Consider the following 25501-nt stretch of genomic DNA (forward strand, 5'->3'; position numbering starts at 1 on the left):
AAACGGCCCCGACCCCCACACCGAGGAGCACCTATGGCGCTGCGCCCGACGCACGAGTCCGTCGTCGTCCCCGCGGGGGTCCGCTCCGCCCGGTTCCGCCCGCCGCAGGGCGCATCGAGCGCGGGGCGCGTGGACCTGGACGGCGAGTGGCGCTTCCGCCTGTTCGGCAGCCCGGCCACCGGCGTCGAATCGTCGGATGACGGCACCGGCGAGGGCTGGGGCACCATCGACGTCCCGGGTCACTGGCAGCTCGCGGGTGCTCCGGACGCGTGGCCGTACGGCAGGCCCGCGTACACGAACGTCCAGTTCCCGATCCCGGTCGATCCGCCGCACGTGCCGAACGAGAACCCGACGGGGGAGTATCGCCGCACGTTCACGGTCCCGGCGGACTGGCGCCCGGGCGGTCGGGTCGTGCTGCGCTTCGAGGGCGTCGACTCGTGGTTCGAGGTGGCGGTCAACGGTCAGGTGCTTGCGCAGGCGCACGGATCGCGGCTGCCCACGGAGGTCGACGTCACCGACGTGCTCACCGATGGCGAGAACCTGCTCGCCGTGCGCGTGACGCAGTGGTCGGCGTTCACGTACGTCGAGGACCAGGACCAGTGGTGGCTGTCCGGCATCTTCCGCGACGTCGCGCTCGAGCACCGGCCCGACGGCGGCATCGAGCACGTCGTCGTCGATGCCGGCTACGACCACACGACGCGCACCGGCTGGCTGCGTGTCGACGTCGAGACCGACACCTCCGCCGAGGACGTCACGATCACCGTTCCCGAGCTCGGTCTCGAGCTGCGCGCCGGTGACGAGGCGAGCGCCGCCGTCGAACCCTGGAGCGCCGAGCACCCCCGGCTGTACGACGTCGTGGTGGCCACGGCCGCCGAGACGGTGACGCTGCGCGCCGGGTTCCGCACCGTCGCCGTGGTGGACGGCGTGTTCACCGTCAACGGTGCCCCCGTGAAGCTGTACGGCGTGAACCGGCACGAGTTCGAGCCCACGCGCGGCCGCGCGATCACCCGCGAGACGATGCTCGCCGACGTGGAGCTGATGAAGCGCCACCACGTCAACGCGGTGCGCACGAGCCACTACCCGCCGCACCCGCACTTCCTCGACCTGTGCGACGAGCACGGCCTGTACGTGATCGACGAGAACGACCTCGAGACCCACGGGTTCGAGCCGCTCGGCTGGCGCGGCAACCCGACCGACGACGAGACCTGGGCGCCCGTGCTCGCCGACCGGGTGACCCGGATGGTGCGCCGTGACGCCCACCACCCGAGCGTCGTGCTGTGGTCGCTCGGCAACGAGTCGGGGACCGGGCGCAACGTCGAGGTCATGGCCGCGACGGTCCGTGCTCTCGACGCGTCCCGGCCCGTGCACTACGAGGGGGACTGGTCGAGCGCCCACGTGGACGTCTACTCGCGGATGTATCCGAGCATCGACGAGGTCGCGCGGATCGCCCGGCGCGAGGAGGAGCCGCTGCCCGACGGTGCCGCCGACGCACGCCGTCGGGCCCAGCCGTTCGTGCTGTGCGAGTACGCGCACGCCATGGGCAACGGGCCGGGTGGGCTCACCGAGCAGATCGACCTGGTCGACGGCTCCGAGCGCATGATGGGTGCGTTCGTCTGGGAGTGGATCGACCACGGCATCGCCACGCGCACCGCCGACGGCACCGACTTCTTCGGCTACGGCGGCGACTTCGGCGAGGAGCTCCACGACGGGACGTTCATCGCCGACGGGCTCGTCCTGCCCGACCGCACGCCGTCGCCCGGGCTCGTCGAGACCGCCGCGGTCTACGCACCGGTCGGCGTGCGGCCCGTCCCGGGCACCGACGGGGTGCTGCGCGTGCGGAACCGGTACGCCTTCCGCTCGCTGGAGCACGTGCGCTGGCGCTGGGAGCTGGTGACCGACGACGGCACGGTCGCCGAGGGGCGGCTCGACCTGCCGCCGCTCGCGGCCGGCGACCACACCGACGTCGACGTGCGTGCCGTCGTCGGAGACCGGCTCACGGGCCTTCCGCCGTGGTCCCCGGCGTGGTGGGTGCTGCGGGCCCGAGCCGACGGGGCGGTCCCGGGAGTGCCCGACGGCATCGACCTGGGCGCTGGCCAGGTGCTCCTGCAGGCGCCGTCGCTGCCGCCCGTCTCAGGGCGGACGCCGCGTCGGACCGGCGACGAGGGGTACGACCTCGGGGCAGTCGTCCTCGACAGCAGCGGCCGCCCCGTGCGTGTCGCGGGCGCGGCGGTCCGGCACGCACGGGCCGACGCCTGGCGAGCGCGGACGGACAACGACCGGGTGCGCACGTGGTACGAGGAGGTCGGTGACGGAGAGGCGTGGGAGCGTGCCGGGCTGCCGCGGCTCGTCGAGCGACTCGACGACGTCCGGCTCGAGGACGATGTCGTGGTGGTCACCGGACGGCTCGGCGGGGCGCCGAGCGACTGCGGGTTCCGGCTGCGCTACGAGTGGCGGGCCGTCGACGACCGCACGACCGACCTCACGCTGCGCCTGACGCCCGAGGGTCGGTGGCCCGGATCTGTCGCACGGCTCGGATGGCTGCTGGCGCTCGAGCAGGACGAGGCCCGGCGCGTGGGCGTCGACTGGACCGGACTCGGGCCCGGGGAGTCGTACGCCGACTCCCGGCGTGCGGCGCTCGCCGGCCGCTGGCAGCACACCGTCGACGACATGCAGACGCGCTACACCCATCCCCAGGAGAACGGGGCGCGGCGGGGCGTCGTCCGCGCGACCTTTGGGCTCGCGAGCGGCCCGCTCACCGTGCGGGCCGGTGCGGTCGACGTCGGCAGGCGAGGAGTCCACGGCGTCGAGCTCACGGCGCGGCCGTGGGACGACCGTGCCCTCGAGGATGCCGCGCACCCGCACGAGCTGGTGCCCGACGGCGCCCTGTGGCTCCATCTCGACGCCGCGCAGCACGGCGTGGGCAGCGCCACGTGCGGACCCGGCGTCGTCCCCGGCGCCCGGCTGCTGCCCGCCCCGACGACGCTCCGACTCCGCCTCTCCGCCTGACCCGGTGACGGCCGAACGTCCGGGCCCGGCACGGTTCGAGGGTGAAAACCGTGCCTGACCCGGACGTTCGGCGGTACGTGATCAGCCGAGGTCGGCGATCTCCTCAGCGGTGAGCGCGCCGGTGTAGACCTGCAGGTCGTCGATGGCGCCCTGGAAGGGGACGTCCCACCAGTTCACGCCCAGGGCGAAGGTCCCGTCGGAGGTGGTGAACACGTCCGGGAACCCGGTGCCGTTGTGCACCGCCTCGCCGTCCAGGTAGATCACCACGTCCCCGCCGTCGACGGTGAAGGCGACGTGCGACCATTCGCCGACCGGCAGGTGGGCGCCCGTGTCGCCGTCGTAGTACGGGTTCGTGCCGGACCACAGCATGGCGCGGCCGTCGGCGAACTCGATGGACGGCACGAGGCTCAGCCACTTGTTCGCGTCGCGCGCCCCGAAGAACGCCGTGGTGAACGACGTCAGCCGTTCGGGGCGCAGCCACAGGCTGACGGTGTACTCGTCGCCCGCGATCAGCCCGTCGGGCAGGCGGACGCCGCTGGCGCCGTCGAGGACGACCGCGTCGCCGTGCACACCCTCGGTGTAGGTGACCTGACCGCCGGCGCTGTCGACCCGGTTGCCCGTGACGGTGCCCGCCAGCTGGTCGCCGACCGCCGTGAGGTCGCCGTCGAACGGGTAGTGGGCCACGAGCCCCGGGGCAGGGCGGGCGGGGACGACGACGTCGAAGGTCGCCTCCCCGCTGATCGTCCCGCTCGTGACGCGGGCGGTGAGCGTGGCGGAGGCGTCGCTCTCCTCGGGCCGGGTGACCTCACCCGTGCTCGTGACGACGTCCGGGTCGCTGGAGGTCCACGAGATCGTCGAGCCGTGCGTGCCCGTCGTGGGCAGGGCGAGGTCGGCGACGACGGTGCCGGGGACAGACAGGTCGGCCACGACGGCGTCGACGATCTGGCGGTCGCTCAGCGTCGCCTGCGCGCTGCCCCACAGCGGCACGCCGTCGGACCCGACCACGCTGAACGTGGTGACCCACGCCGTGGCGGTGGGGTCCCACTCGCGCGAGACGACGCCGTCGTACTCCTCGCCGTCGACGGTCAGGTGCAGCCGGTTCTCGTCGTAGAGCTGCCAGCGGCCGTCGACGGCGCCGCTGAGGCGCCCGTTCTGGTGCAGCGTGACGGTGCTCGCCTGCCGGATGTCGGCGCTGATCGTCTTGTCGTGCTCGATGAACCGGTGGTCGCCCGCGACCTGCTTGCGCAGGAACTTCGTGGCGTCGTGGCCGCCGGCGTAGCGGTAGGGCGCCGCGACGAGCCAGTCGTCGGCGTTGAGGAACATCTCGTGCGCGCGGATCAGGTGGCGCTCGCCCTGCTGCGGGAACCGGCTGTGGAAGATCACCAGCATCTCGCCGGTGTCCGGGTCGAGGTAGGTGGTGTTGTGGCCGGGGGAGACCTTGCCGTCCCCGATGCCGGTACCCGGTGTGCCGACCTCACGCTGGAACAGGTAGTTGCCCATCAGCTTCACGCCGAAGGGCTCGATGGTGGCGTCGTCGAAGATCGGCAGGTCCGGGTTCGAGCGGACCTCGCGCATGTCGTTCCCCGCGGCGTCCTCGAACGGGCCGTCAGGGTTCTTGGAGCGCATCACGCGCATGTTGTACCCGGCGTCGGCGTCCAGTCCGCCGAAGGACGTGAACAGGTAGTAGTACTCGCTGTCCGGGTGGTACATCATGGCTGGCCCCTCGATGCGGCTGTGGTTGCCGCCGGTCAGGTGCGTGCCGTAGCCCTGGTCGGGCAGCGGGAAGCCGGTCTCCGGGTCGAGCTCGAGCACGAAGATGCCGCCGGAGAAGGAGCCGTAGACCATCCACAGCCCACCGTCGGCGTCGTAGAAGACGTCGGGGTCGATGGCGTTCGGATGGATGCGGGCGTCGTAGGTGGTGCCGTCCTCGCCGGGGCCCTCGCCGTCGCGGTGTCCGGACCTCAGGACGATGCCGAGGTCCTCGTACGGGCCGTCGACCTCGTCGGCCACCGCGATGCCCAGGGCGCTGCGCGGGGAGTCCCCGCGGCAGGCGTTGTAGTACATGTAGAACTTGCCGTCGGCCTCGAGCTGGATGACGTCGGCCGCCCACAGGGTGCTGGTCTCGGCCCACTCGAAGGCCTCGGCGAGCTCGACGGTGACGTCGTCGAACAGCGGGTTCTGGGGCGTGACGTGGTTGGCCACCTGCTCCCACTGCATGAAGTCCTCGGTCTTTGCGGCGGCCAGGTGGGAGCCGAAGACCCAGTGCTCGTCACCGACGGTGATCAGCGAGGGGTCGTGGGTCTCCGCGTCGACGAAGACCGGAGGTGCGGGGTCGGACGGCGTGGGTGGGGCGGCGCTGGCGGTGCCCGTCGCGCCGGCAGCCAGGGGCAGGGCGAGCGCGGCGGCGGTGAGGGCGGCGATGCGTCGTGACCGTCTGCGGGTCATGGCGGCTCCTTGGTTCGTCGTCGAACGGCTGGCCCCGGCAATGGGGCCTGTACATCGATGTAGTGCGAGTACTGTACATCGTTGTAGAGATGCGTCAAGCGTCTCCTGTCCGACCCCGGAGATCGAGGCGAGCGCGGCATCGTCCCAAGGATCTGGTCGGCAGTCCGTGTTGAGATCGGCAGTTCGAACTGCCGATCAGACGACCAACTGCCGACCAGATCCGCGTCAGGCCGTGTCGTGCCGCGCAGATGGGCCGGCACTGCTGTGTCGTCGGCGCCGTCGGCGAGGCCCAACGCGTCAATCAGCTCCGGGACGCGACTCCAACCGGGTTAGGCCGGACGCGTGTGCTGGTGAACTGTCAGGTAGTCCGTCATCATCGCCACCATGGTCTCCTCCTTCGGCTGGCTCGACGTCGACGCCGAGCAGTGGCAGCAGATGCTGGAAGTGGTGGACCTCTTCCGTGAGACGGGGACGGTCGACGACCTCGGCGTCGGCACCATCCGCGACGCGATCTCCGACCCGCTGTTCCCCGGCACCTCCGCGAGGGTAGGGCCGACCCTGCGAGGTTCTTGTCCGCCGAGTTGGGCGTTGTAGCGGTTCTCTCACCGCGCCCGCGCTTCCAACGCGGGCAACAGCCGCGCACGCAGATCCGACGCATGGCCCTCAACGTCGTCGATCTCGTCGAGCGCGGCGGCGAACGCCCCGGGTGCCGCCTGCCGCACCTCGGCGACCCGATTGGTGACCACCCGCGCATCCAGGCCGGCGGCGTCCGCCCAGCGCGCCCAGCGGGCGTCGTCGACGTTCTCGACGTCGAACGTCCCGCCGACACCCATCGACAGCACCCGGCCCACACCCGGCGGCAGGTCGTAGGCCAGCCCGGTGGCGACGTCGAAGAGCGGCGCGAGCTCGACCGTGTCACCGCGGAGCAGGACGGCATAGTTGCGGGCGTGGGCGTCCGGGGCGGCGATCACCGTGTTGTAGATCAGCCCGTCGACGAGGCGGTCGACGTTGCGGCGGGCCGCCGCTGCCGTGGCTGAGGCGTCGCGCAGGAACTGGACGATGGCATGGGCCGACGGGCCGCCGTACTCCTCGTACTTCTCGGCGTTGCCCATCGCCTGGCACAGGTCTTCCTGGTGCAGGCGGTCGACCTCGCCGGATGCGGAACGGTGCCGGTCGAACCGCGTGACGACGACGGCGTCCTGGGACCTGAAGGACGTGAACTCCGTGTCGGCGACATCGACGCCGAGGAGCCGGGCGGCGTGCATCGAGACGTGCTCGACCAGTGCCTGCGCCCGCATTCTGCGGATGCCTGGCTTGACGATGTGGGTGGTCGCCGCGGCGCCGTGCGCCACGTGCCAGCGACCGTCCTCTCGGCGCAGTGCGAGCTTCTGCTGCGTGCCGCCGAGCGACCAGTGTTCGCCCGGCATCGTCCAGGCCGCGTCCTCGTCGGTGTCCATCTCGTCGAGGCGTGCCTCGATGTCGCTGTCGCTGCACTCCTCGAGGCGGCCGGGGCGATGGAGCGTGTCGTCGATCTCCTCCTCGCGGCAGAACTGCACGGCTCCGGCGCAGTCCTTCCCGATGGCACCGAGTACGTCGAGCGGATCGTCGGGATCCACGCGGTGGCGCCGGGCGATCGACCGCAGCGCACCGGGGCTCTCGGGTATCAGCCCGTCGAGGAACTGCTCGACGAGCGCGCCCGCGTGCGTGCCGTCGCTCGACGGGAGCGAGAGCGACAGGGGAGTGGCGCCGAGCGCCCGAGCCTCCTGGTGGTAGGTGAGGCGGAGGACGCCGGACCGGGCGCGCGTCAGCTCGGCGACATGGCGGCCCTCGAGGAGCACGGCCAGGTGGCTCGTGCGAGCCATGTCAGGTTCCCTCGTGATCGTCGCGGATCGTCAGGCTGGCGTCGAGCGCATCGAGGACGCGCATGAGCCGCCCGACCTCGAGGCCCGGTGTCTGCCCCCGCTCGAGGCCGATGAGCCACTGGCGTGACACGTCGGCGCGTCGGGCGAGCTCGGCCTGGGTCATCCTGCGATCGAGGCGCAGCCGACGGATCGATGCGCCGAGCCGGGGCAGCGAACGGGCGTTGAGGATGGTCGCCTCCATGAGGTCAACGTACGGCGACATGGCTGCAGAGTCAACGTACGGCGACATCGCGGCAGTGTCACCGTACGGTGACACGCGACGCGGCCTACCCGCACTTCGGGCGCTTTCGCCGTACGCGGACCACTACGACGACGCCCGGGTCCGACGCCGCGGTCCCGCGCCTGCAGGTCGCGCAATCGGCCTGGTGGGACCTGTGAGTTCGACTCAGGCAGGCCGCGCGACGTCCGCCGCCAGTCGCTCCGGCGCCTGGAGGCAGTATGAGTCGGTGAGCAGCTCTCCGAGCTCGGTCCAGTCGGTGCCGTCGTCGAGCACCATGCCGACCACGTTCGTGCCCCAGCCGGCCTTGAAGTACGGGGAGCCGAGGTGCTCGAAGGCCAGCACCTCGTCGGGTTCGGCCCGGAAGACGATGCGGAAGAGCTGGTCCTCGCCACCGAACACGTGGGCCACCGTGGCGCGGCGGACCCGCCAGCGGACGCCGGTCCAGGCGGGCTCCTCGACGCACTCGGGGAGGTCGAGCAGCTCGCGCAGCCGCTGGACGTAGGCGGGCGGGACGTCGGGGCGATCGGGCACGGTCCGAATCTGCCACGGCCCACCGACAGCGGCCGGCTCGTCGGGACCCGCGTCACAGCGACCACCACCTGGTAGGGGTTAGCCTGGACGCCGGGTCGGCAGACCGGCCCGACAGGCTTGTGTATCTACCAGGTGCTCCTCGCGCCCACGGCGGCACGACGATCGTGCGGCCCCGCCGCGCTGGAGGAGACCGACGAGCATGACCCTGACGCACTCGACGCCCCGGCCGGGCGGCCCCCAGGCCGCCGAGCGTGAGCCCGAGACCACCCTGCCGCAGACCATGGGCCGCACCTACTTCCCGCTGGCGTTCGTGGCCCGCCTGCCCTTCGCGATGATGGTCGTCGGCGTGCTCACCCTTGTCGTGGCCGGTCGCGACTCCCTCACCCTCGGCGGCGCGACGTCGGGCATGGTCGGCCTGGGAGCGGCCATCTGCGGCCCGCTGATCGGGGCGTGGGCAGACCGCGCCGGCCAGCGCCGCGCGCTCCTCGCGACTGCCGCGGCCAACAGCGTGCTGCTGCTCGCCCTGACCGGGGCCGTCTACTCCACGCTGACCGACGCCGTCGTCCTGGCCGTCGCGTTCGGGATCGGCGCCACAGCCCCTCAGGTGCCGCCGATGTCGCGCAGCCGCCTCGTCGGCGTCATCACCAGCAGGCTCCCCGCGGCCCGTCGCGGCGCCGTGCTCGACCGCACCATGTCGTACGAGGCCGCCGTCGACGAGGTCGTCTTCGTCTTCGGCCCGTTCGTCGTCGGGCTGCTCGCCGCCCTCTTCGGCCCCGCGGCACCGACCCTCGCCGCCGCCGTGCTGACGGCGGTAGCGGTCGGCGCGTTCGCGCTGCACGCCTCCGGGCGCACGACGGCGGCACGCACCGGGCGCTCGCAGCCTCGTGTCGCGCAGGCCCCTGCCCACGAGCTGTGGCGCGGGCGGGTGCTGGTGCTGGTGGCCGGGTTCGTCGGCATCGGCTTGTTCTTCGGCTCCGTGCTCACCGCCCTGTCCGCGTACACCGGCGACGCCGGCCACTCCGAGCGGGCGGGCCTGCTGTACGGGTTCATGGGGATCGGCTCCGCGGTGACGGCGCTCGCGGTGTCGGCGTTCCCCGCCCGGTTCAGCCTGCGTGCACGCTGGGCGAGCTTCGCCGTCGTGCAGCTCGCGGGCGCCGTCGTCGTGGCGACCGCGCCGTCCACGGGCGTGCTCCTCGCCGGACTGCTGCTCGCCGGGCTCGGCATCGGTCCCAGCCTCGTGACGATCTACTCCCTGGGCTCCGAGCGCAGCCCGGTCGGTCGCAGCGCCACGCTCATGACCATGCTCGGTTCGGCGATCATCCTGGGGCAGTCGGCGGCGTCCGCGGTCACCGGGGTGCTCGCCGACACGTTCGGCACGCCCGCGGCCATGGCGGTGCCGGTGGTGGCCGCCGGGATCGTCGCCGGCTCTGCGGCGGCGAACTGGCGGTTCTCCGGTTCGGACGATCGGCGGTCCGAGCGACGTCGCGGAACCTCACGCATCAGAAGCTGATGTGCGAGGTTGCGCGACGGCGGACCCGCCGACGTCGCGGAGTTTCGCCGTTCGCTATCGTCGGTTCCATGGACGACGTCGTGCAGGTGGTCACCATGATCGATGCCGAGGACGGCGCGAGGACCTTGGCGCACGAGGCCGTCGCCGCACGGCTGGCAGCCTGCGGCCAGGTCGACGGTCCCGTGTCGAGCAGCTATTGGTGGGACGGCGCCGTGACGACGGACACCGAGTGGCGGGTGACCTTCAAGACGACGGCTGCCATGGCGCCGGAGCTGGAGCGGTGGCTCACCGAGCACCACCCCTACGACGTGCCCGAGGTGCTGCGGGTCCCGGTGCTCGGGGGCAACCCCGACTATCTCGCCTGGGTGGCCGCCGAGGCGGGCTGAGCCCACCCGCCGGATGTCCGGGCGCCGGCTCACGCCGTCCGACGGCGGTGCTCGGCCGGGCTCACCCCGCGCACCCGCTTGAACGCGGCGCTCAGGGCGAACGGTGAGGCATACCCGACCGCACGGGCTACGGAGGCCAGCGTGGCGCCGTCGTCGGCGAGCAGCATGTCCGCAGCGAGGTCGAGCCGCCACCCGGTGAGGTAGGTCATCGGTGGCTCGCCGACCAGGTCGGTGAACCGCCGGGCGAACGCCGCGCGGGACAACCCGACCTCGCGCGCCAGGGATGCGACGCTCCACGGGCGTGCCGGGTCGTGGTGGATGAGGCGCAACGCGACGCCGACGGCGGGGTCGGCGTCCGCGCGGTACCACCCCGGCCCGTGCGGGTGGTCGAGCCAGGCGCGCAGGCAGGTGATGAGCAGCAGGTCGAGCAGGCGGTCCAGCACGGCCTCCTGTCCGGGCAGGTCCTGCACCACCTCCCGGGCCAGCAGGTCGACCAGCGTGGGGTCGACGTCGCCGCGCCGCAGCACCACGCGGTGGGGCAGCACATGCAGCAGCCGGCGCCCGACCGCGCCGTCCAGGGGGTACGTGCCGGTGATGATGACCGTCTCGCCGTCGAGGTCGTTGCCCCACGACCGCACGCCGAACACCGTCATCGGTGACGGACCGCCGTCGATGGCGCGGCAGACGTCGCTCGGGCCGACGACCACCGTCGGCGCGGTCGCGGAGGAGTCGGCGACCACATAGTGCTCAGGGCCACGCAGGAGGACGACGTCGCCCGCCTCGACCGTGGTGCCGCCGTCGTCCGCGGAGCCGACCGGGCCCACCCAGGCCGACCCGCGCAGCACCGGGACGATCGTCAGCGGTGCCTCGTCCTCGATCCGCATGCCCCACGGCGCTCGCAGGTGGCTGCGCAAGAGGAACGCGTCGCGAGCGCGAGGCCCGTCGAGCAGGCCGGTGACGACGTCCATGGGGGCAGCCTAGGCCTGACTGCGGGACACGCGAGACGATGACGCATGCATGTGAGCGTCGAGGCGATGGATCGTCTTGCCGAACGTCGGTTGACTCAGGGGGTCAGCTCGCCAGTCACTGGAGGTCAGCATGTCCCAGCAGCCCACGCCCGACCCTTCGTCCGCCACCACGACCATGGACCGCGGCGCCGTCGCCGTCCTCGGCGCGACCGGCAAGACCGGTCGCCGCGTCGCCGACCGGCTCGATGCGCTCGGCGTCCCCGTGCGCCGCGCGTCGCGCCGCTCGGAGCCCCGGTTCGACTGGGCGGACGAGTCCACCTGGCCGGCCGTGCTCGACGGCGCCACCGCCGTCTACGTGGCCTACGCGCCGGACCTCGCGGTCGCCGGTGCGCCCGAGACCGTGACCCGGCTGGCCTCCGTCGCCCGGGACGCCGGCGTGCGGCGGCTCGTGCTGCTGTCCGGGCGCGGCGAGACCGAGGCGCAGCGCGCCGAACGACTGGTCGCCGAGGTCTTTCCGGCGCGGACGGTCGTGCGCTGTGCCTTCTTCGCCCAGAACTTCGACGAGAGCTTCCTGCTCGAACCGCTGCTCCAGGGTGCGCTGGCCCTGCCCGTCGATCACGTGCGCGAACCGTTCGTCGACCTCGAGGACGTCGCCGAGGTAGCCGTCGCGGCCCTGACCGACGACGCCCACGCCGGTGCGGTCTACGAGCTCACCGGCCCACGGTCCCTCACGTTCGCCGACGCGGTTGCCGAGATCGCTGAGGCCTCGGGGCGCGACCTGCGGTACGAACCGATCACGATGGCGGAGTTCACGGCTGGGCTCACGGCACTGGGCGTGCCCGACGACGAGACCGGCCTGCTGGAGTATCTGTTCAGCGAGGTGCTGGACGGGCGCGGCTCGTTCGTCGCCGACGGCGTGCGGCAGGCCCTGGGGCGCCCGGCGCGTGACTTCGGCGAGTATGCCGCGCGCGAGGCCGGCGCCTGGTCGCCGAGGGTCTCAGCATGAGTCTGTACGCCGCGCTCGTCGCGGCCGCCGCCGTCGCGACCGGCCTCGCCGGGGGAGTCCTCTACGCGTTCTCGGCCTTCGTCATGGCAGGGCTGCGGCGTCTTCCGCCCGACGACGGCGCGGCGGCCATGCGCGCGATCAACCGGGACGCGGTGCGTCCGCCGTTGATGGTGCTGCTGCTCGCCACGGTCGGGTTCCCCGTGGCGGGTGCCGTGGTCGGGCTGGCGGAGTCCGCCCCGGGTGCGGGGTGGGCGGTCGGGGGAGCGGTGGTCGCGGTCGTGGGAGTCCTCGGGGTCACGGGCCTCGGGAACGTGCCACTCAACGACCGGCTGGAGGCCGCCCAGGATACTGGGGCCGAGTGGCAGCGCTTCGTGCCACCGTGGCTGCGGTGGAACCACGTGCGGACGGTCGCCGGGGCGGTCGCGTGCGCGATGTTCGTCGTGGCGGCCTGACTCGACCCTGATGCGGCCGCCGGCCTCTGCCCGGCCTCGGCCGGAGGGTCAGGGTTGGACGAGGCGGACCTCGGCGGCATGGACCTCGATGGGGTACGTCGTGTCCGTGGTGGTGGCTTCGCCGGGCACGTCGGTCCAGGTCGGGGTGCCGACGATACGGAACTGGCCGTGCCAGGTGGTGGTCAGGGTGACCGAGAAGGTCCCCGGTGCCGGGTAGGGCAGATGGATCGCCTGGGCGGTGCCCCACTGGCCGCCGGGGTGATCGGTGACCACGGGGTCGGTGCCGTCGCCGGCGTCCCACGTGTACTCGGCCGGTACGGCGCGGATCTCGACCGGCACGCCGAGCAGCTCGGTCGCGAGGACCTGGGGGTCCTCGTCCGTGCGGGGGTGGACCCCGAAGTTCACGATCGCCCAGTCTCGCTCGACCTCGAGCGAGACCCGGGCGGGCGTGATCGGCATGGTGCGGAACTCGCGGGTGGCGGCGTCCAGCAAGTCGGCCGGGGTGACGCACATGCCCTCGTCAATGAGCTCCGGCGGCAGCTGAGCACCGTCCGGGCGGTTCGACACCGCCCACAGGGCCGCCAGCTCGAAGGAATCCTCGTCGCAGTCCGGCCCCTCGTAGGCGAGCTCGGTGCCCTCCTCGCAGACGGTCGCCAACCGAGTCTGGTCCAGATCCCGCAGCCAGCACTGACGCACCGTGGCGCGGAAGTAGATCGTGTCGGACGGCGAGGAACCGCCGCCGCCGGAGCCGCCAACGGCGGCCTGCTGTTCTTCCAGGGTTTCGACAGTGACTTCTTGATTGGCAACTTTCCCGCCAAAGCCGGCCGGTGCATCCGCGTCATCCGAAGCGGATGCTGGAACGAAATTTCCAGCGGCCAGCAGAAGCAGGGCAGTGGTCGTTGATGTCAGCCTCACTGCGGCCTGCCAGCAATTTCGACCACGACCCACTCGCCGTCGCGAAGCCCCATCTCGACGCGCGCTTCCGTGACGGCTCGATCCTGGCTCCACTCGATCGAGCCCTTGCTGTCAACAATCTCGGCTGGAGCCTGCGTTACGTCCATGTCCAGCGGGTAGATTCCCGTCACAGGATCGCGTTCGTGTGTTTGGACGAGTTTTCCTACGAGTTCGCCGCCCCGGTAGGTTTTCTGCTCCCGAGCGATGGTCGACGCTTCCTGGACGGTGTCGTCGCAGAAGCCACAAGCGCGGTGGGACATCTGCTCGAAAGTCGTGGTGTCTCCGGTCTTCAGTGAGTAGTCGTACAGCTCCAAGAAGTACACCGCCGCTGCAGCAGCCCCTTCAGAGTCCTTTTTGTCCATCGCCGCGGGCCGTTCCGGCATCTCGGGCTCGGACGGTTCAGGCGAGGCCGAGGGAGATGCCTCCGCGGGCGTCGGTGCGGGCGACACCGCCGCCGATGGTTCAGGCTCCTCCGGCGGGGGATCCTCGCCGGTGCACCCGGCGAGCAGGAGGGCACCCGCGAGCGCGGCGGCAGCGGGCTTGAGCAGGGCACGGTCGGTGCGACTGTGCCGGGTCGTGCGCGTCATCGCGTCTCCAGGGCGTCGGGGAGCCAGGATCAGCCACCGACCCTAGCGACCCGGACACCCCGGGCGGAACCTCACATCCCACGCTGTGGACAACCTTCGACGCCCAGGCAGTCAGCCCAGCTCGGCGGACACCACGACCTCGTCGCCGACGTCGAGCCGCACGTCCGTGAGCCGGACCCCGGGCGGCAGTGCCTCGGCCAGGTCGATCCGCTGCCCGGCCACCGCCTCGGCACGGCCCTTGACCGCCCCGAGGAGGGCGGCGACGATCGGGTTACCGCTGGAGAGCTGCACGTCGCCCACGGTGAGCACCATCTCGCTGTCCACCGCGGCCGACGCGGTGGCGTTGATCTTCGCCGAGAGGAACATGCCCTTCTTGATCGACGCCTCGATCGCGATCGCGGCGTCCCGCGGACCGGTCTGGTCGATCTGCAGGTCGAACCCGGTGAGCTGGACCCCGTTGCCGGCCAGCGCCACGGTGAGCAGTCCACGGACCGTGCCGGCGAGGCCCTCGCGGGAGACGGCGAGTCGGGCGCTGCCGGTGACCGGCGAGTCCTCGGAGGGTTCGACGAGCTCCACGCCGACGGAGCCGTCCGCTGCGGCCACCCACGCGAACCGCACGCCCTGCAGCTCGGCGGTCAGGTCGACCGGGAGGTCGACGGCGGTCAGCGGGTGAGCATCGAGGTGCAGCGTCCGCAGCACCGCGTCGTCGCGGGAGACGATGTCCGGGCTCCACGACGGAACCTCGGCGGTGTCGCCCTCGGTGGGGACCCCGACGGCCACCCCCGTGAGGTCGATGTCGAGGGGGTGCACGTCTGCGCCGTCAAGGTTCGCCTCGATCCGGGCCTGGTCGAGCCCGTGCACCTGGCCGCGTGCCGCGTCCTGCAGGGTGTCGCGCAGTCGTGCGGCGAGGTCGTCGCCCGTCGTCGGGTGCGGGGCTGTACCGAGGGGGAGCAGGGAGTCCATGACGCCCGAGCCTAACGGCTCCGGCAGGTCAGGCCGGGGAGAGCGGGCTGTGCCCCGCCGTCACCTGCTCGCCGTCGCGCACCGGTCCGGGGGCGGTGCCACCACCCCATGGGTCGTCACCGAGTTCCTCGCGGCCGTGGGGATCGAGCCACCCGCGCAGGTCCGGGCCGGCGGGCACGATCCGCGTCGGGTTGATGTCGGTGTGCACCACGTAGTAGTGCTCCTTGATCTGCGCGAAGTCGACGGTGTCGCCGAACCCGGGCAGCTGGAAGAGGTCGCGCGCGTAGGCCCAGAGCGCGGGCATCTCGGTGAGCTTGTTCCGGTTGCACTTGAAGTGTCCGTGGTAGACGGCGTCGAACCGCACCAGCGTGGTGAACAGCCGCACGTCGGCCTCCGTGATGGACCCGCCCATCAGGAACCGGCGGGTCGTCAGCCGTTCCTCGAGCCAGTCGAGCGCTGTGAAGAGGCGTGCGTACGCCTCGTCGTAGGCCTCCTGGGAGCCGGCGAACCCACACCGGTAGACACCGTTGTTGACCTCGGTGTAGACGCGGCGCATCACAGAGTCCATCTCGTCCCGCTCGGCAGCCTCCTCCGGGAGCAGCCGCGGCGCACCCTTGCGGTGGAACGCGGTCCACTCGGTCGACAGGTCGAGCGTGATCTGCGCGTAGTCGTTCGTCACGACCGCGCCGTCGCGGGTGTCCACCATCGCCGGGACGGTGATACCGCGCGGGTAGTCGGGGTCGCGGGCGAAGAACGCCTCCTGCAGTCGCTCGATCCCCAGCACCGGGTCCTTGCCGCCGGGGTCGAGGTCGAACGTCCAGCTGCGCTCGTCGTGCGTCGGCCCCGGCATACCCAGGCTGATCACGTCCTCGAGGCCGAGCAGCCGCCGCACGATGATGGAGCGGTTCGCCCACGGGCAGGCCCGCGCGGCGACCAGCCGGTAGCGGCCGGCCTCGACCGGGTACCCGTCCGCGCCGTCCCGCGTGATCCGGGTACTGATGTAGTTCGAGTCGCGCACGAACTCCTGGCCCTCGACCGTGTACGTGCCGCCCTGGGAGTGCTCCGGACGTGCCGCCGTCGTGGCGTCGTTCACCTGGCCTCCTTCGCGGCGGCCTTGGCCGCCTTCTTGAACGCGCGGACCTCCTTGAGGGACTCGGCGCTGGTCACGTCCGCGATCGAGCGCCGGGACCCCTCGTCGCCGTAGTGGCCCGCGGCCTCGCGCCAGCCAACGGGTTCGACGCCGCGCTGCTTGCCGAGCAGTGCCAGGAAGATCTGCGCCTTCTGCTTGCCGAACCCTGGCAGGGCGTTGAGCCGCTGGACGACCTCCGCCCCGGTGGGCGCCTTGCCCGAGGACGACGGTTCCGTCCAGATGCGGGTCACGTCGCCGTCGTAGTCGTCGACGACGGCGCGCGCCACGGCCTGCACCCGCCCAGCCATCGAGCGTCCGTACCGGTGGATCGCCGGGGGAGTTGTCGCCATCGTGACGAAGTCGTCCGGGTCGGCGTCGGCGATCGCCCGCGGGTCGAGCGTGCCGAACCGGTCGACGATCTTGCGCGGCCCCGCGAACGCGTGCTCCATCGGGTACTGCTGGTCGAGCAGCATGCCGATCAGCAGGGCGAACGGGTCGTCGCCGAGCAGCCGGTCCGTCGCGTCGTCGCCGGTGAGCCATAGTCTCTCGCTCATGAATCCTCTTCTCAGGTGCTGTCAGTTGGGTGGTGCGGCGTGCCAATCGGAAGTGATGTCAGCTTCTTCGTAGTCCCACCATCCGTCGGCTTCGCCGCTGATGCAGAGCTGCTTGACCTGCTCGGTGTCATGCTCGGGCCCCACGTCGAGTGCGACGAGTCGCATCTCGCCCATGATCTCGCCCGCAACACTGAGCTGCGCGAAGAAATCGAGCACCAGTTGAGGGTCCCCGCGGAGCGGCCCTTCCCGGTGCGGAATGACGCGAAGGGTCATGCGGCCACCACGCTCGAGCCGCTCGACGAACCACAGGACGCCTACGCCGTCCGGATGAGCCGCGACGACATCGTCGGCAGACAGGCCGAAGGCGAACCACGGCGTGTTGTCCAGTCGGTAGCGACCACCGGCCAGCTCGGTTGCCCATAGTCCTTCCGACTCCGCCGGGGGCCAGCCGTGCTCGTCCTGATCCAGTCGAACCCGGAGACGGACCAGAGTGTTGCTTTCGGGCTGCATCGTTCAGCGCCCCCTGCGGTCTAGCGTTGTGGCGACAAGTAGGCCAAAGGTGTCATCTGTCGGGAGTTGGTCCGCCGCGGGGTCTCCGGGCAGCCGCTCCAACAAACTCATGACTCCATGGTGCAAGTACGCGCTGGGCGAACTTGGCTCAGATGGGTTCACGCGTGGCCCACAGGTGCGAGGTCGACCAGCAGGGACTCGTGATGGTGATCGTCAGTCGGCCAGTCCTGATCGACTGACACGACGACCCGAGTTTGGCCCGGGTGCGTGGACATCTTGACGTTGTCGTCCGCATCACCGATCGAGAAGCGGCCCCTGGGCGTGCTCAACGTCCCGTCGAAGAGGGATCGGCGGGTCCCGAGGTCGGGAGCTCCGTCGAGCCATCGCACAGTGATCTGAACCTCCGCCCAGTCGAAGTCGCCTTCGAACAAGGGGATGTCGGCCTCTTGGCGCACCGTGACGACCAGTCCGGAGCGTCCGACTGACACGGCGGCATCCGGGTCGACGTCCGGGATCTCGCCGTCGCTGGCGAGGATGATCGCGATGCCCCACTGGAACGATCGTGTGATCGTCGTCGTAGCGAGTGGCTGCATCCGGGCAACCTACCGGCTCGCGAACAGGCCTGCGGCGTCCACCTGTAGCTGGTCGCCAGGGTGTCGAGGCTACCGACGCTGAAGTTCCGTTCGCCTCGCTCGACGGATCCGACGTAGGTGCGATGTAGGCCCGTTTGAGTCGACAAACGACAGATTTCATCTGGTCATGACTGTGGCGTCACTCATCGCTTCGTAGAGGCGGACCGCAGCGTGCGGCTCCAGTGGAAGAAGTTGCTGGCGTGACTCGATGGAACGTGAGGTTGCGTGAACTGACGCCGAGGCGGAGTTGCGTGCCGAGCACCTGGGGATCCACCGCCGATGGCTCCCGCGACGGTCGACTTGATCGTCAGGCTGCTCGAAGTGCAGTACATCGAGGTGAGCCACCAACGTCTCCATGAGTGGGATCGCATGTCTCCGATCCACCGTGAGGACATCTGACCTGCGGCGATACCTGTTGGTCAACGAGTGTGCTGGTCGAGCAGCATGCCGATCAGCAGGGCGAACGGGTCGTCGCCGAGCAGGCGGTCCGTCACGTCGTCACCGGTGATCCAGAGGTCGGTAGCCGTGGGGCCCATCCTGCCGGACGTGATGCGGGTCGTGGCTCAGCAGCGCCCTGTCGTGGAACCGCGGCTGGGCGCTTGTCACACCGGATGGACGTCCGTTGCCAGGTCGAGTTATCCGACCTCGTATGCCGTTTGAAAGTCCCAACCTCGGATCTCGACGTCCCTGAGAAACTCCGTGAGGCTGTTGGCCTGGAACAGTGCTTCGTGCCAGCCGTTTGACGTGAGATCTACGAGGACGAGTGGCGGACGCGCACGGCGCGTGTCATACGCGAGCACCTCGCGGCTGCCGTCGCCACCGATGACCACGAGTCCCGGGTGGGTAGTACGCAGCCCGCCGTCGGTCGCGATTGTCTCCGACAATTCGAGCAGGATATCGAGCGGGTAGAGCTGGACGAACTCTCCCGAGTCGGTCCACCACTCGCGCCCGTTCTGCGTGAGCAGAAAATCCCGGTAGTCCTGGGGGAGGTCGAACCCCAGCACCTGTTGCGCGGCGTCGATCCTCGCTTCGCTCACCAGTGACTGCGGCTCCATAGTTAAGAGATCCTCTGGTCGAGCAGCATGCCGATCAGCAGGGCGAACGGGTCGTCGCCGAGCAGCGGTCCGTCGCGTCGTCGCCGGTGATCCAGAGGTCGGTAGCCATGGGCCCCATCCTGCCGGACGGCTCCCCTCGACGCCGAGGCGGTCGACGAGCGCTGGCGGACGACAGTTGTCCACAGGCTGTGGACGACAGCGGCATGCGCCCGTGCCGTCGCCGTAGCGTCGCCGGGCATGAGAGCACACCATGCACCGCGTACCCGCCCGACCCGGGCCGCGTACCGGGCGGGACTGGCCCTGACGACCTGCCTGCTGGTGAGCGCCTGCGCCGGCCCGGGCGGCGAGCCGCCGGAGTCGGTCGTCGCGGCCGACACGTCGGACGGCACGGCGGCGCCAGCCGCCGCTCCGGACGCCCCCGAGGCAGCCGCGGACGCCGCCGTCGAGTTCTTCGCGGCGTTCGACGAGATCGTGCTCACCGGCGACGTGAGCCACTGGGCGGACCGGTCCTCGCCGGAGTGCTTCTACTGCACGACGATGGCGGAGTTCGGCGCCACCTTCGGCTTCTCCGCGGGCGTGCAGGACGGCGCGGAGACGGACCAGGACGAGACCCTGGAGGAGCTGGGCCTCGGCGGGTTCGACGTCACCGTCATCGAGTCGGCGCAGGACGGCGAAGGGGTCGTCCAGGTCGACGTCCAGCTCGAGCTGTTGCTCACGGACCTCGCGCCCGTGTCGCCGCAGATGGTCGCCGCGGACGGCGCGGTGGACGCCTCCCAGCTCAGCCTGGGGGCGTCGGCCGGGGCGCAGCCCGCGCGGCTGACAATGACGCACGACGGCGAGCGGTGGACCGTCGCGGAGATCTCGCGGATCCCCGGGAGCGCGGCGACGGGCGGCTCCCACGGCCCGGCGGCCGACCAGCCGCCGACGCCCCCGCCGGCGATGGCCCACGGGGACGTCGACGGTGCCGTCGCCGCGCTGGAGCACTACCTGGCCCTGGAGCAGCACGTGTACCGCACGGGCGAGGCAGGCGCGCTGGAGGCGATGTCCGGGCCGGAGTGCGCCCCCTGCCAGACCCGCCGGGACCTCGCGCTGGACGCCGTCGCCGCCGGGTTCGAGATCGAGGCCGGGCGCGCGCGGGTCGAGCTGGTGCGGCGCATCCCCGCCGAGGAGGTCCTCGCTCCCGAGGAGCTGGACCCAGAGATGGACAAGGACGTCTACCTGCTGCAGACGCGCGTGCACACGACGGACACGACGCTGCGCACGCCCGACGGCGAGGACGTCTACCCCGCCGGGGAGTACGCCCTGCGCGCGACGCTCCTGGACGCCCACGACGGCCGCTGGTACGTCGTCGACCTCACCGAGGGCGCGTGACCTCAGTGCTCGTCGAAGGTCAGCACCGGACGCCCGGTGCGCGGGTGCCGCAGCACGGTGGTGCGCACCCCGTAGACCGGGTCGATCACCTCGGGCACGAGCACCTCGTCGACCGGCCCGGCAGCCGCGACGTGCCCCGCCGCACCGGGGGCGAGGACGACGGCGTGGTCGCAGGTCGCAGCGGCCAGCGAGAGGTCGTGCAGGGCCGCCAGCACGGTGACGCCCTCGGTGGCGAGCTCGCGCACCAGCCGCATGGTCGCGAGCTGGGCCGCCACGTCGAGGTGGTTGGTCGGCTCGTCCAGCAGCAGCACGCGCGGGGCCTGGGCGAGCGCACGGGCCATGTGGACGCGTTGGCGCTCGCCGCCGGACAGGGTCGTGACGTCGCGGGCGGCCAGGTGCTCGGCGCCGACGCGGTCGAGCGCCGCCCGCGCGATCGTGTGGTCGTCATCGGTGGGTCCGGCGAGCAGCGACCGGTGCGGGGTGCGTCCCAGCAGCACGGCGTCCAGCACGGTGACCGGCAGCTCGGTGGCGGCGTCCTGCTCCACGAACGCCAGCGTCCTGGCACGACGGCGTCGGGGCATCGCTAGCAGGTCCTCGCGGCCGGACGCCTCGACCAGCGCGACCTGCCCGCCGTCGGGCGCCTGCACGCCGGCGACCAGCCGCAGCAGGGTCGACTTGCCCGTGCCGTTGGGGCCGAGCAGACCGGTGACGGCGCCGGGCGGTGCGGTGACGTCGACGTCGTCGAGGATGAGCCGGCCACCGACCGACCAGCGCACCCGTTCGGCCGCCAGACCGGCGCCGGGAGCGGCGTCGGTCGTTCCGACCGTCGTCCGGGCGGCGGTCGTCTCGGAGACCTGCGTCATGAGCGGGCCCGTCCCTTCCAAAGCAGCACGGCGAAGACCGGGGCGCCGATCGCGGCGGTGACGATCCCCACGGGCAGCTCGCGCGGGGCGAAGACGGTCCGCGCCAGGGTGTCCGCCCACACGAGGAACGTGGCCCCGCACAGCATGGACAGGGGCAGCAGCGCGCGGTGGCGCGCCCCGACCAGCAGCCGCACGGCGTGCGGCAGGATCAGCCCGACGAACCCGATCGCCCCCGACTGGGACACCAGCGCGCCGGTCAGCAGGGCGACCGCGAGCAGCAGCCCCCACCGCACCCGGGTCACCGGCACGCCTAGCGCCGCGGCCGAGGTGTCGCCGAACGTGAAGGCGTCGAGCAACGACCCGGTCGAGGCCAGCACGGCGCCGATCACCAGCACGGCGCCCCCGGCCACGGCCACCGAGGTCCACGTGGCGCCCGCCACCGACCCGAGCAGCCACGACAGGATCTCGCGGTACTGGTCGCCCTTGGCCGACCAGAAGATGACGAAGCTCGTGGCGGCCGCAGCCAGCTGGCTCACCGCGAGCCCGGCGAGCACGGTCCGCGCCGGCGAGATCCCGCCGGTGCCGCGCCCCGACGCCGAGGCGAGGGCCAGGGTCGCGACGAGCGCCACCGTCGACCCGACGAACGCCGCGATTGGCAGCACGGCGGTGAGGCCGAGCACGAGCACGCACGCCGCGCCGAACGACGCCCCCGAGCTCAGGCCGAGCAGGTACGGGTCGGCCAGCGGGTTACGGGTCAGCGACTGCATGACCACACCGCACACCGCCAGCCCGGCCCCCACGGCCGCGGCGGTGAGCACGCGCGGCATCCGCAGCTGCCACACGATGCCGTCGGCGAGCGGGTCGGGTGCGGCGAGCCCGAGCACGTCGCCCAGGCGCAGGCGCGTGGCCACGACCTGGGCGACGTCCGACGGCGTCAGCCCGGCCGGGCCGATCGCCACCGCCACGACCACGGTCGCCAGCAGCGCCGCCGTCGTCCCGGCGAGCCACGCGACCAGCCGCCCCCGCGACAGCGTCCCGGGGGCGGCGGCCGTGGCCGTCCTACTCATCGATGTCGAGCTCCGCGAGCTGTCCCGACAGGTCGAGCGCGGCGTCGGCGTTGCGCACGCCCGCCTCGGAGGCGGGGAACGGCACGACGAGGTACCGCTCGGCCCGGACCGCACCCAGCTCGGCGGTGGCGGGGTTCTCCTCGAGGCGCGCGATCTTGTCCTCCGCGCTGTTCCACGCGGCGTCCACGAGCACGATGACGTCCGGGTCGGCGTCGACGATCTCCTCCCAGGCCATCGAGGTCCAGGTGTCCTCGACGTCGGCCGCGACGTTGCCGAGCCCGACGGCGTCCAGGATCATCTGCGGCGCTCCGATGCCGGCGCCGACGTACGGGATGTCGCTGCCGGAGGAGTACCACAGGGCGTCCAGACCGCGGTCGTCGGGCGCGATGGCACCGAGCACCGCGCTCTGCTCGAGCACGACCTCCTCGGCCGTCCCTGCGACGTCGAAGACCGCCCCGACCTCGCGGATCTCGGCCCACACGTCCTCGAACGTGAGCGGGTTCGGCATGTACTCCGGGTCCTTGCACGCGGCCGGCGCCACATAGGTGCTCACCCCGAGGGAGGCCAGCGTCTCGCGGTCGCCGACGCCGTCGGCCGAGACGTTCGACTCCCAGCCGGCGTAGACGAGGTCCGGCTCCAGCTCGAGCACGGACTCGGTGCCTGGCACCTCGTCGCTGAACGGCTCCGCGACCGCGGTGCCCTCGGCGTCGTCGGCGAGCCAGTCGGGCACGGCCCCGTCGAGGAACGCTGCACCGACGATCCGGTCGCCGAGCCCGAGGGCCAGCATGGTCTCGGCTGTCGAGGACTTGATGGTGACGACGCGCTCGGGGGCGCCGTCGAAGGTCACCTCGGTGCCGCAGTTGTCGAGCGTGATCGGGTACTGGGTGCCGGCGGCGGAGAGCTCGGCGGAACGTTCTGCGGCGGGGTCGGCGGCCTCAGTGGCGGACGAGCAGGCGGCGAGCGCGAGCACGGCGGCTGCGGCGGACAGGGTGAGAAGGTGCGGACGAGGCACGCGGAGGGCTCCCTCTAGAGCGGGCGAGGCCGTGCAGGCGAAAGCTGCCGGGCAGGGTCGGTGCAGGGGTGCGTCATCTCGCACCGGCCGGACCTGCGACCCAGAGGGGTGGGGTCGCACCGACGGGCGATTCTTCGGTGCCCGTGGTCCGCCCTCACACCCTAGTACGCGGTCGCGCCAGGTCGGCAGCACGGCCGGGAACAGCGGCGACGAGGGCCCGGTTGGCACCCACGTGACGATGACGAGAACACTGCGAGCAGACGAGACGATCCGGCGCGTCCTGCAGGACACGACCACCTGGGCCGTCGTCGGGCTGTCCACGAACACCGCCCGGGCTGCGTACTCGGTGGCGCGGGTCCTGCAGCAGCACGGCAAGCGGATCGTGCCCGTGCACCCCTCGGCCCCGACCGTGCACGGCGAGCAGGGCTACGCGAGCCTGGCCGAGATCCCGTTCCCGGTCGACGTCGTCGACGTGTTCGTGCGTTCGGAGCTGGCGGGAACCATCGCCGACCAGGCCGTCGAGATCGGCGCCCGGGCCGTGTGGTTCCAGCTCGGGGTCATCGACTCGGACGCCGCGGACCGCGTGCGCGACGCCGGTCTCGACATGGTGGTGGACCGCTGCCCGGCGGTCGAGCTGCCGCGCCTCGCCACCTCCTGAGCGGTCCTTACGAGGGCGTGACGGATCGCGTCCCGCGGCGTCTCCCGCCTGGTGAGCGGCCGTGGCGGTGGAAGAGTGGTCGTCATGAGCAGCAGGAGCCGCGGCGGCCAGTGGGCCGCCCTCGCCGGGATCGTGGCCGCCGGTGCCGGGCTGGCGCTGGCCGAGCTCGTCGCCGCGTTCGTCGCTCCCGCCTCGTCCCCGGTCCTCGCGCTCGGCGCAGCGTTCGTCGACGTCGTGCCGCCGTGGCTGAAGGACCTCGCCGTCGAGTGGTTCGGCACGGCGGACAAGCTGGTGCTGCTCGCCTCGATGGGCGCCGTCCTCGCGGCCGGCGCCGCCCTGGCGGGATGGCTCGAGCGGCGCCGCCCGCCGTCGGGCAGGATCCTGCTGGGCGTCGTGGGTGTGGTCCTCGCGCTCGTGGCGATGAACCGCCCCGGCGCGAGCGTCGTGTGGACGCTGCCCAGCCTGATCGGCGTGGGGTCGGCGGCCGTGCTGCTCCGCCTGCTCGTCGCCCGGGTCCCGGCGCAAGCTCCGGCCGACAGTTCCGCCGCGGCCGGGCCCGTCGCGCCCGGAGCGCCCGGCGTGCCCGCACTGCCCGACGGCGGAGCCTCCCGCCGCACGTTCCTCACCTGGTCGGGGGTCGCCGCAGCCGGCGCGGTCGTGGCCGTCGTGGCCTCCCGCGCGGTGTCCGCGGGGAGCCGCGCCGTCGAGGTGGTCCGCGACGCGATCCGGCTGCCCAGGGCGGCCGACCCCGCACCCGCGGTGCCGGCCGGTGCCGACCTCGGCGTGCCCGGTGCGGACCCGTACATCAGCCCGAACGACGACTTCTACCGCATCGACACCGCCCTGCGGGTCCCCGCCGTCGACCCCGCCGACTGGTCGTTGCGGGTGACCGGGCTCGTCGACGAACCGTTCGAGCTCACCTGGGACGAGCTGCTCGAGCTGCCGCTGACCGAGCACCACGTGACCCTCGCCTGCGTCTCGAACGCCGTGGGCGGCGACCTGATCGACAACGCCCTGTGGCTCGGGTACCCGATCCGTGAGCTGCTGGCCCGGGCGAAGCCGCAGGCGGACGCCGACATGGTGCTCTCGCGCAGTGTCGACGGCTGGACCGCCGGCACGCCGCTCGAGATCCTCACCGACCCCGACCGCGAGTCCCTGCTGGCGATCGGCATGAACGGCGAGCCCCTGCCCGAGCAGCACGGCTTCCCGGCACGGCTCGTGGTGCCCGGCCTGTACGGGTACGTGTCGGCGACCAAGTGGGTCACCGAGCTCAAGGTCACGCGGTTCGCCGACGACGAGGGCTACTGGACCCCGCGCGGCTGGTCCGCGCTCGGCCCGGTCAAGCTGCAGTCCCGGATCGACGTGCCGCGCGGTGGGAGCGTGGACGCGGGCGAGATCGTCGTCGCCGGGGTGGCCTGGGCACAGCACACCGGGATCGACGCCGTCGAGGTCAGCGTCGACGACGGGCCCTGGCAGGCCGCCGAGGTCGCGGACACCGTGGGGCCCGACACGTGGCGCCAGTGGCGGTACGTGTGGGACGCCCCGGCCGGCGACCACACGATCACGGTGCGCGCGACCGACGCGGACGGCCAGGTCCAGACGAGCGACGAGGCCCCACCGGCCCCTGACGGCGCGACCGGCTGGCACTCCGTGCAGGTCAGCGTGGGCTGAACCCGCGCTCACCCCGACCCAGCCCGACC

General features: G+C 72.0%; 25 protein-coding genes. 9 read left to right on the plus strand and 16 right to left on the minus strand.

Annotated elements, in window-relative coordinates; translation table 11 throughout:
• Positions 1 to 33 precede the first annotated feature (33 nt).
• Positions 34 to 3006, plus strand: coding sequence for a glycoside hydrolase family 2 TIM barrel-domain containing protein (locus tag PZC42_RS18850; protein WP_277213334.1), 2973 nt, complete (start codon positions 34 to 36; stop codon positions 3004 to 3006).
• 81 nt (positions 3007 to 3087) lie between these two features.
• Here the strand turns inward: PZC42_RS18850 and PZC42_RS18855 are convergent, their stop codons facing one another.
• A complete protein-coding gene (locus tag PZC42_RS18855) occupies positions 3088 to 5451 on the minus strand; it encodes a LamG-like jellyroll fold domain-containing protein (RefSeq protein WP_277213335.1) in 2364 nt (787 codons plus the stop codon).
• 384 nt (positions 5452 to 5835) lie between these two features.
• Here PZC42_RS18855 and PZC42_RS18860 point away from each other — a divergent pair, with 384 nt between their 5' ends.
• Positions 5836 to 6045: a DUF6361 family protein gene (locus PZC42_RS18860; RefSeq protein WP_277213337.1), complete on the plus strand. Its 210-nt coding sequence runs from the start codon at positions 5836 to 5838 to the stop codon at positions 6043 to 6045.
• Positions 6046 to 6053: 8 nt separating this feature from the next.
• On the opposite strand, the gene PZC42_RS18865 is transcribed toward PZC42_RS18860, so the two are convergent.
• From PZC42_RS18865 to PZC42_RS18875, 3 genes are all read right to left on the minus strand, one after another.
• On the minus strand, positions 6054 to 7313 hold the full coding sequence (locus PZC42_RS18865; RefSeq protein ID WP_277213339.1) for a HipA domain-containing protein: 1260 nt from the start codon (positions 7311 to 7313) through the stop codon (positions 6054 to 6056).
• 1 nt (position 7314) lies between these two features.
• Complete coding sequence (locus PZC42_RS18870) at positions 7315 to 7575, minus strand: helix-turn-helix transcriptional regulator (RefSeq protein ID WP_277213341.1); 261 nt, start codon at positions 7573 to 7575, stop codon at positions 7315 to 7317.
• Positions 7576 to 7758: 183 nt separating this feature from the next.
• On the minus strand, positions 7759 to 8124 hold the full coding sequence (locus PZC42_RS18875) for an MmcQ/YjbR family DNA-binding protein (RefSeq protein ID WP_277213342.1): 366 nt from the start codon (positions 8122 to 8124) through the stop codon (positions 7759 to 7761).
• Positions 8125 to 8323: 199 nt separating this feature from the next.
• Here PZC42_RS18875 and PZC42_RS18880 point away from each other — a divergent pair, with 199 nt between their 5' ends.
• Positions 8324 to 9634 carry an MFS transporter gene (locus tag PZC42_RS18880; RefSeq protein ID WP_277213344.1) on the plus strand — a complete coding sequence of 437 codons (1311 nt, stop codon included), beginning with the start codon at positions 8324 to 8326 and terminating at the stop codon, positions 9632 to 9634.
• A 68-nt stretch (positions 9635 to 9702) separates the two neighbouring features.
• Positions 9703 to 10020: a divalent-cation tolerance protein CutA gene (gene cutA, locus PZC42_RS18885; protein ID WP_277213346.1), complete on the plus strand. Its 318-nt coding sequence runs from the start codon at positions 9703 to 9705 to the stop codon at positions 10018 to 10020.
• A 29-nt stretch (positions 10021 to 10049) separates the two neighbouring features.
• Here the strand turns inward: cutA and PZC42_RS18890 are convergent, their stop codons facing one another.
• A complete protein-coding gene (locus PZC42_RS18890; RefSeq protein ID WP_277213347.1) occupies positions 10050 to 10988 on the minus strand; it encodes an AraC family transcriptional regulator in 939 nt (312 codons plus the stop codon).
• 130 nt (positions 10989 to 11118) lie between these two features.
• On the opposite strand from PZC42_RS18890, the gene PZC42_RS18895 reads away from it, so the two are divergent.
• Positions 11119 to 11994 carry a Rossmann-fold NAD(P)-binding domain-containing protein gene (locus tag PZC42_RS18895; RefSeq protein WP_277213349.1) on the plus strand — a complete coding sequence of 292 codons (876 nt, stop codon included), beginning with the start codon at positions 11119 to 11121 and terminating at the stop codon, positions 11992 to 11994.
• The gene (locus PZC42_RS18900) at positions 11991 to 12446 is read left to right on the plus strand and encodes an anthrone oxygenase family protein (RefSeq protein ID WP_277213351.1); all 456 of its coding nucleotides are present in this window, start codon (positions 11991 to 11993) and stop codon (positions 12444 to 12446) included. The genes PZC42_RS18895 and PZC42_RS18900 overlap by 4 nt, the downstream gene beginning before the upstream one ends.
• Before the next feature lie 48 nt (positions 12447 to 12494).
• Here PZC42_RS18900 and PZC42_RS18905 read toward each other — a convergent pair whose 3' ends face one another.
• The 8 genes from PZC42_RS18905 to PZC42_RS18945 form a co-directional block, all read right to left on the minus strand.
• Positions 12495 to 13103 carry a PKD domain-containing protein gene (locus tag PZC42_RS18905; RefSeq protein WP_277213353.1) on the minus strand — a complete coding sequence of 203 codons (609 nt, stop codon included), beginning with the start codon at positions 13101 to 13103 and terminating at the stop codon, positions 12495 to 12497.
• A 254-nt stretch (positions 13104 to 13357) separates the two neighbouring features.
• Entirely contained in the window at positions 13358 to 13987 is a 630-nt protein-coding gene (locus tag PZC42_RS18910) for a DUF6318 family protein (protein WP_277213354.1), read from the minus strand.
• Positions 13988 to 14098: 111 nt separating this feature from the next.
• Positions 14099 to 14950: a hypothetical protein gene (locus tag PZC42_RS18915; protein WP_277213355.1), complete on the minus strand. Its 852-nt coding sequence runs from the start codon at positions 14948 to 14950 to the stop codon at positions 14099 to 14101.
• Positions 14951 to 14978: 28 nt separating this feature from the next.
• The gene (locus tag PZC42_RS18920; RefSeq protein ID WP_277213356.1) at positions 14979 to 16043 is read right to left on the minus strand and encodes a glutathione S-transferase family protein; all 1065 of its coding nucleotides are present in this window, start codon (positions 16041 to 16043) and stop codon (positions 14979 to 14981) included.
• Entirely contained in the window at positions 16040 to 16633 is a 594-nt protein-coding gene (locus PZC42_RS18925; protein WP_277213357.1) for an HhH-GPD-type base excision DNA repair protein, read from the minus strand. Before PZC42_RS18925 ends, PZC42_RS18920 begins: the two co-directional genes overlap by 4 nt.
• Before the next feature lie 21 nt (positions 16634 to 16654).
• The gene (locus PZC42_RS18930) at positions 16655 to 17143 is read right to left on the minus strand and encodes a DUF4265 domain-containing protein (protein WP_277213359.1); all 489 of its coding nucleotides are present in this window, start codon (positions 17141 to 17143) and stop codon (positions 16655 to 16657) included.
• A gap of 158 nt (positions 17144 to 17301) precedes the next feature.
• Positions 17302 to 17736, minus strand: coding sequence for a hypothetical protein (locus PZC42_RS18935; RefSeq protein ID WP_277213361.1), 435 nt, complete (start codon positions 17734 to 17736; stop codon positions 17302 to 17304).
• Positions 17737 to 18410: 674 nt separating this feature from the next.
• Positions 18411 to 18830: an SMI1/KNR4 family protein gene (locus PZC42_RS18945; protein WP_277213363.1), complete on the minus strand. Its 420-nt coding sequence runs from the start codon at positions 18828 to 18830 to the stop codon at positions 18411 to 18413.
• Between the two features lie 237 nt (positions 18831 to 19067).
• Here PZC42_RS18945 and PZC42_RS18950 point away from each other — a divergent pair, with 237 nt between their 5' ends.
• Positions 19068 to 20201, plus strand: a complete 1134-nt coding sequence (locus tag PZC42_RS18950; RefSeq protein ID WP_277213365.1) for a DUF6318 family protein — start codon at positions 19068 to 19070, stop codon at positions 20199 to 20201.
• A gap of 2 nt (positions 20202 to 20203) precedes the next feature.
• Here PZC42_RS18950 and PZC42_RS18955 read toward each other — a convergent pair whose 3' ends face one another.
• Genes PZC42_RS18955 through PZC42_RS18965 form a run of 3 tightly spaced genes read right to left on the minus strand, consistent with a single transcriptional unit; the run spans position 20204 to position 23143 of the window.
• Positions 20204 to 21064 (minus strand): ATP-binding cassette domain-containing protein, encoded by an 861-nt coding sequence (locus PZC42_RS18955; protein ID WP_277213367.1) that lies wholly within the window; start codon positions 21062 to 21064, stop codon positions 20204 to 20206.
• Positions 21061 to 22131, minus strand: coding sequence for a putative F420-0 ABC transporter permease subunit (locus tag PZC42_RS18960; protein WP_277213369.1), 1071 nt, complete (start codon positions 22129 to 22131; stop codon positions 21061 to 21063). Before PZC42_RS18960 ends, PZC42_RS18955 begins: the two co-directional genes overlap by 4 nt.
• On the minus strand, positions 22124 to 23143 hold the full coding sequence (locus tag PZC42_RS18965; RefSeq protein ID WP_277213371.1) for a putative F420-0 ABC transporter substrate-binding protein: 1020 nt from the start codon (positions 23141 to 23143) through the stop codon (positions 22124 to 22126). Before PZC42_RS18965 ends, PZC42_RS18960 begins: the two co-directional genes overlap by 8 nt.
• Before the next feature lie 238 nt (positions 23144 to 23381).
• Between PZC42_RS18965 and PZC42_RS18970 the strand changes: the two genes are divergently transcribed.
• Together PZC42_RS18970 and PZC42_RS18975 are read left to right on the plus strand one after the other, a co-directional pair.
• Positions 23382 to 23801, plus strand: a complete 420-nt coding sequence (locus PZC42_RS18970) for a CoA-binding protein (protein ID WP_277213373.1) — start codon at positions 23382 to 23384, stop codon at positions 23799 to 23801.
• An 84-nt stretch (positions 23802 to 23885) separates the two neighbouring features.
• Positions 23886 to 25472: a molybdopterin-dependent oxidoreductase gene (locus tag PZC42_RS18975; protein WP_277213374.1), complete on the plus strand. Its 1587-nt coding sequence runs from the start codon at positions 23886 to 23888 to the stop codon at positions 25470 to 25472.
• The last annotated feature ends 29 nt before the right edge of the window (positions 25473 to 25501 follow it).

Source organism: Isoptericola croceus, from assembly GCF_029382255.1.
Lineage (GTDB): Bacteria > Actinomycetota > Actinomycetes > Actinomycetales > Cellulomonadaceae > Isoptericola > Isoptericola croceus.

Bases quoted from the DNA above. Each gene is read 5' to 3' on its own strand.
- PZC42_RS18850 (WP_277213334.1), top strand. From the start codon at position 34: ATGGCGCTGCGCCCGACGCACGAGTCCGTCGTCGTCCCCGCGGGGGTC.
- PZC42_RS18855 (WP_277213335.1), bottom strand. From the start codon at position 5,451: ATGACCCGCAGACGGTCACGACGCATCGCCGCCCTCACCGCCGCCGCG.
- PZC42_RS18860 (WP_277213337.1), top strand. From the start codon at position 5,836: ATGGTCTCCTCCTTCGGCTGGCTCGACGTCGACGCCGAGCAGTGGCAG.
- PZC42_RS18865 (WP_277213339.1), bottom strand. From the start codon at position 7,313: ATGGCTCGCACGAGCCACCTGGCCGTGCTCCTCGAGGGCCGCCATGTC.
- PZC42_RS18870 (WP_277213341.1), bottom strand. From the start codon at position 7,575: ATGTCGCCGTACGTTGACCTCATGGAGGCGACCATCCTCAACGCCCGT.
- PZC42_RS18880 (WP_277213344.1), top strand. From the start codon at position 8,324: ATGACCCTGACGCACTCGACGCCCCGGCCGGGCGGCCCCCAGGCCGCC.
- cutA (WP_277213346.1), top strand. From the start codon at position 9,703: ATGGACGACGTCGTGCAGGTGGTCACCATGATCGATGCCGAGGACGGC.
- PZC42_RS18890 (WP_277213347.1), bottom strand. From the start codon at position 10,988: ATGGACGTCGTCACCGGCCTGCTCGACGGGCCTCGCGCTCGCGACGCG.
- PZC42_RS18895 (WP_277213349.1), top strand. From the start codon at position 11,119: ATGTCCCAGCAGCCCACGCCCGACCCTTCGTCCGCCACCACGACCATG.
- PZC42_RS18900 (WP_277213351.1), top strand. From the start codon at position 11,991: ATGAGTCTGTACGCCGCGCTCGTCGCGGCCGCCGCCGTCGCGACCGGC.
- PZC42_RS18910 (WP_277213354.1), bottom strand. From the start codon at position 13,987: ATGACGCGCACGACCCGGCACAGTCGCACCGACCGTGCCCTGCTCAAG.
- PZC42_RS18915 (WP_277213355.1), bottom strand. From the start codon at position 14,950: ATGGACTCCCTGCTCCCCCTCGGTACAGCCCCGCACCCGACGACGGGC.
- PZC42_RS18925 (WP_277213357.1), bottom strand. From the start codon at position 16,633: ATGAGCGAGAGACTATGGCTCACCGGCGACGACGCGACGGACCGGCTG.
- PZC42_RS18930 (WP_277213359.1), bottom strand. From the start codon at position 17,143: ATGCAGCCCGAAAGCAACACTCTGGTCCGTCTCCGGGTTCGACTGGAT.
- PZC42_RS18935 (WP_277213361.1), bottom strand. From the start codon at position 17,736: ATGCAGCCACTCGCTACGACGACGATCACACGATCGTTCCAGTGGGGC.
- PZC42_RS18945 (WP_277213363.1), bottom strand. From the start codon at position 18,830: ATGGAGCCGCAGTCACTGGTGAGCGAAGCGAGGATCGACGCCGCGCAA.
- PZC42_RS18950 (WP_277213365.1), top strand. From the start codon at position 19,068: ATGAGAGCACACCATGCACCGCGTACCCGCCCGACCCGGGCCGCGTAC.
- PZC42_RS18955 (WP_277213367.1), bottom strand. From the start codon at position 21,064: ATGACGCAGGTCTCCGAGACGACCGCCGCCCGGACGACGGTCGGAACG.
- PZC42_RS18960 (WP_277213369.1), bottom strand. From the start codon at position 22,131: ATGAGTAGGACGGCCACGGCCGCCGCCCCCGGGACGCTGTCGCGGGGG.
- PZC42_RS18970 (WP_277213373.1), top strand. From the start codon at position 23,382: ATGACGAGAACACTGCGAGCAGACGAGACGATCCGGCGCGTCCTGCAG.
- PZC42_RS18975 (WP_277213374.1), top strand. From the start codon at position 23,886: ATGAGCAGCAGGAGCCGCGGCGGCCAGTGGGCCGCCCTCGCCGGGATC.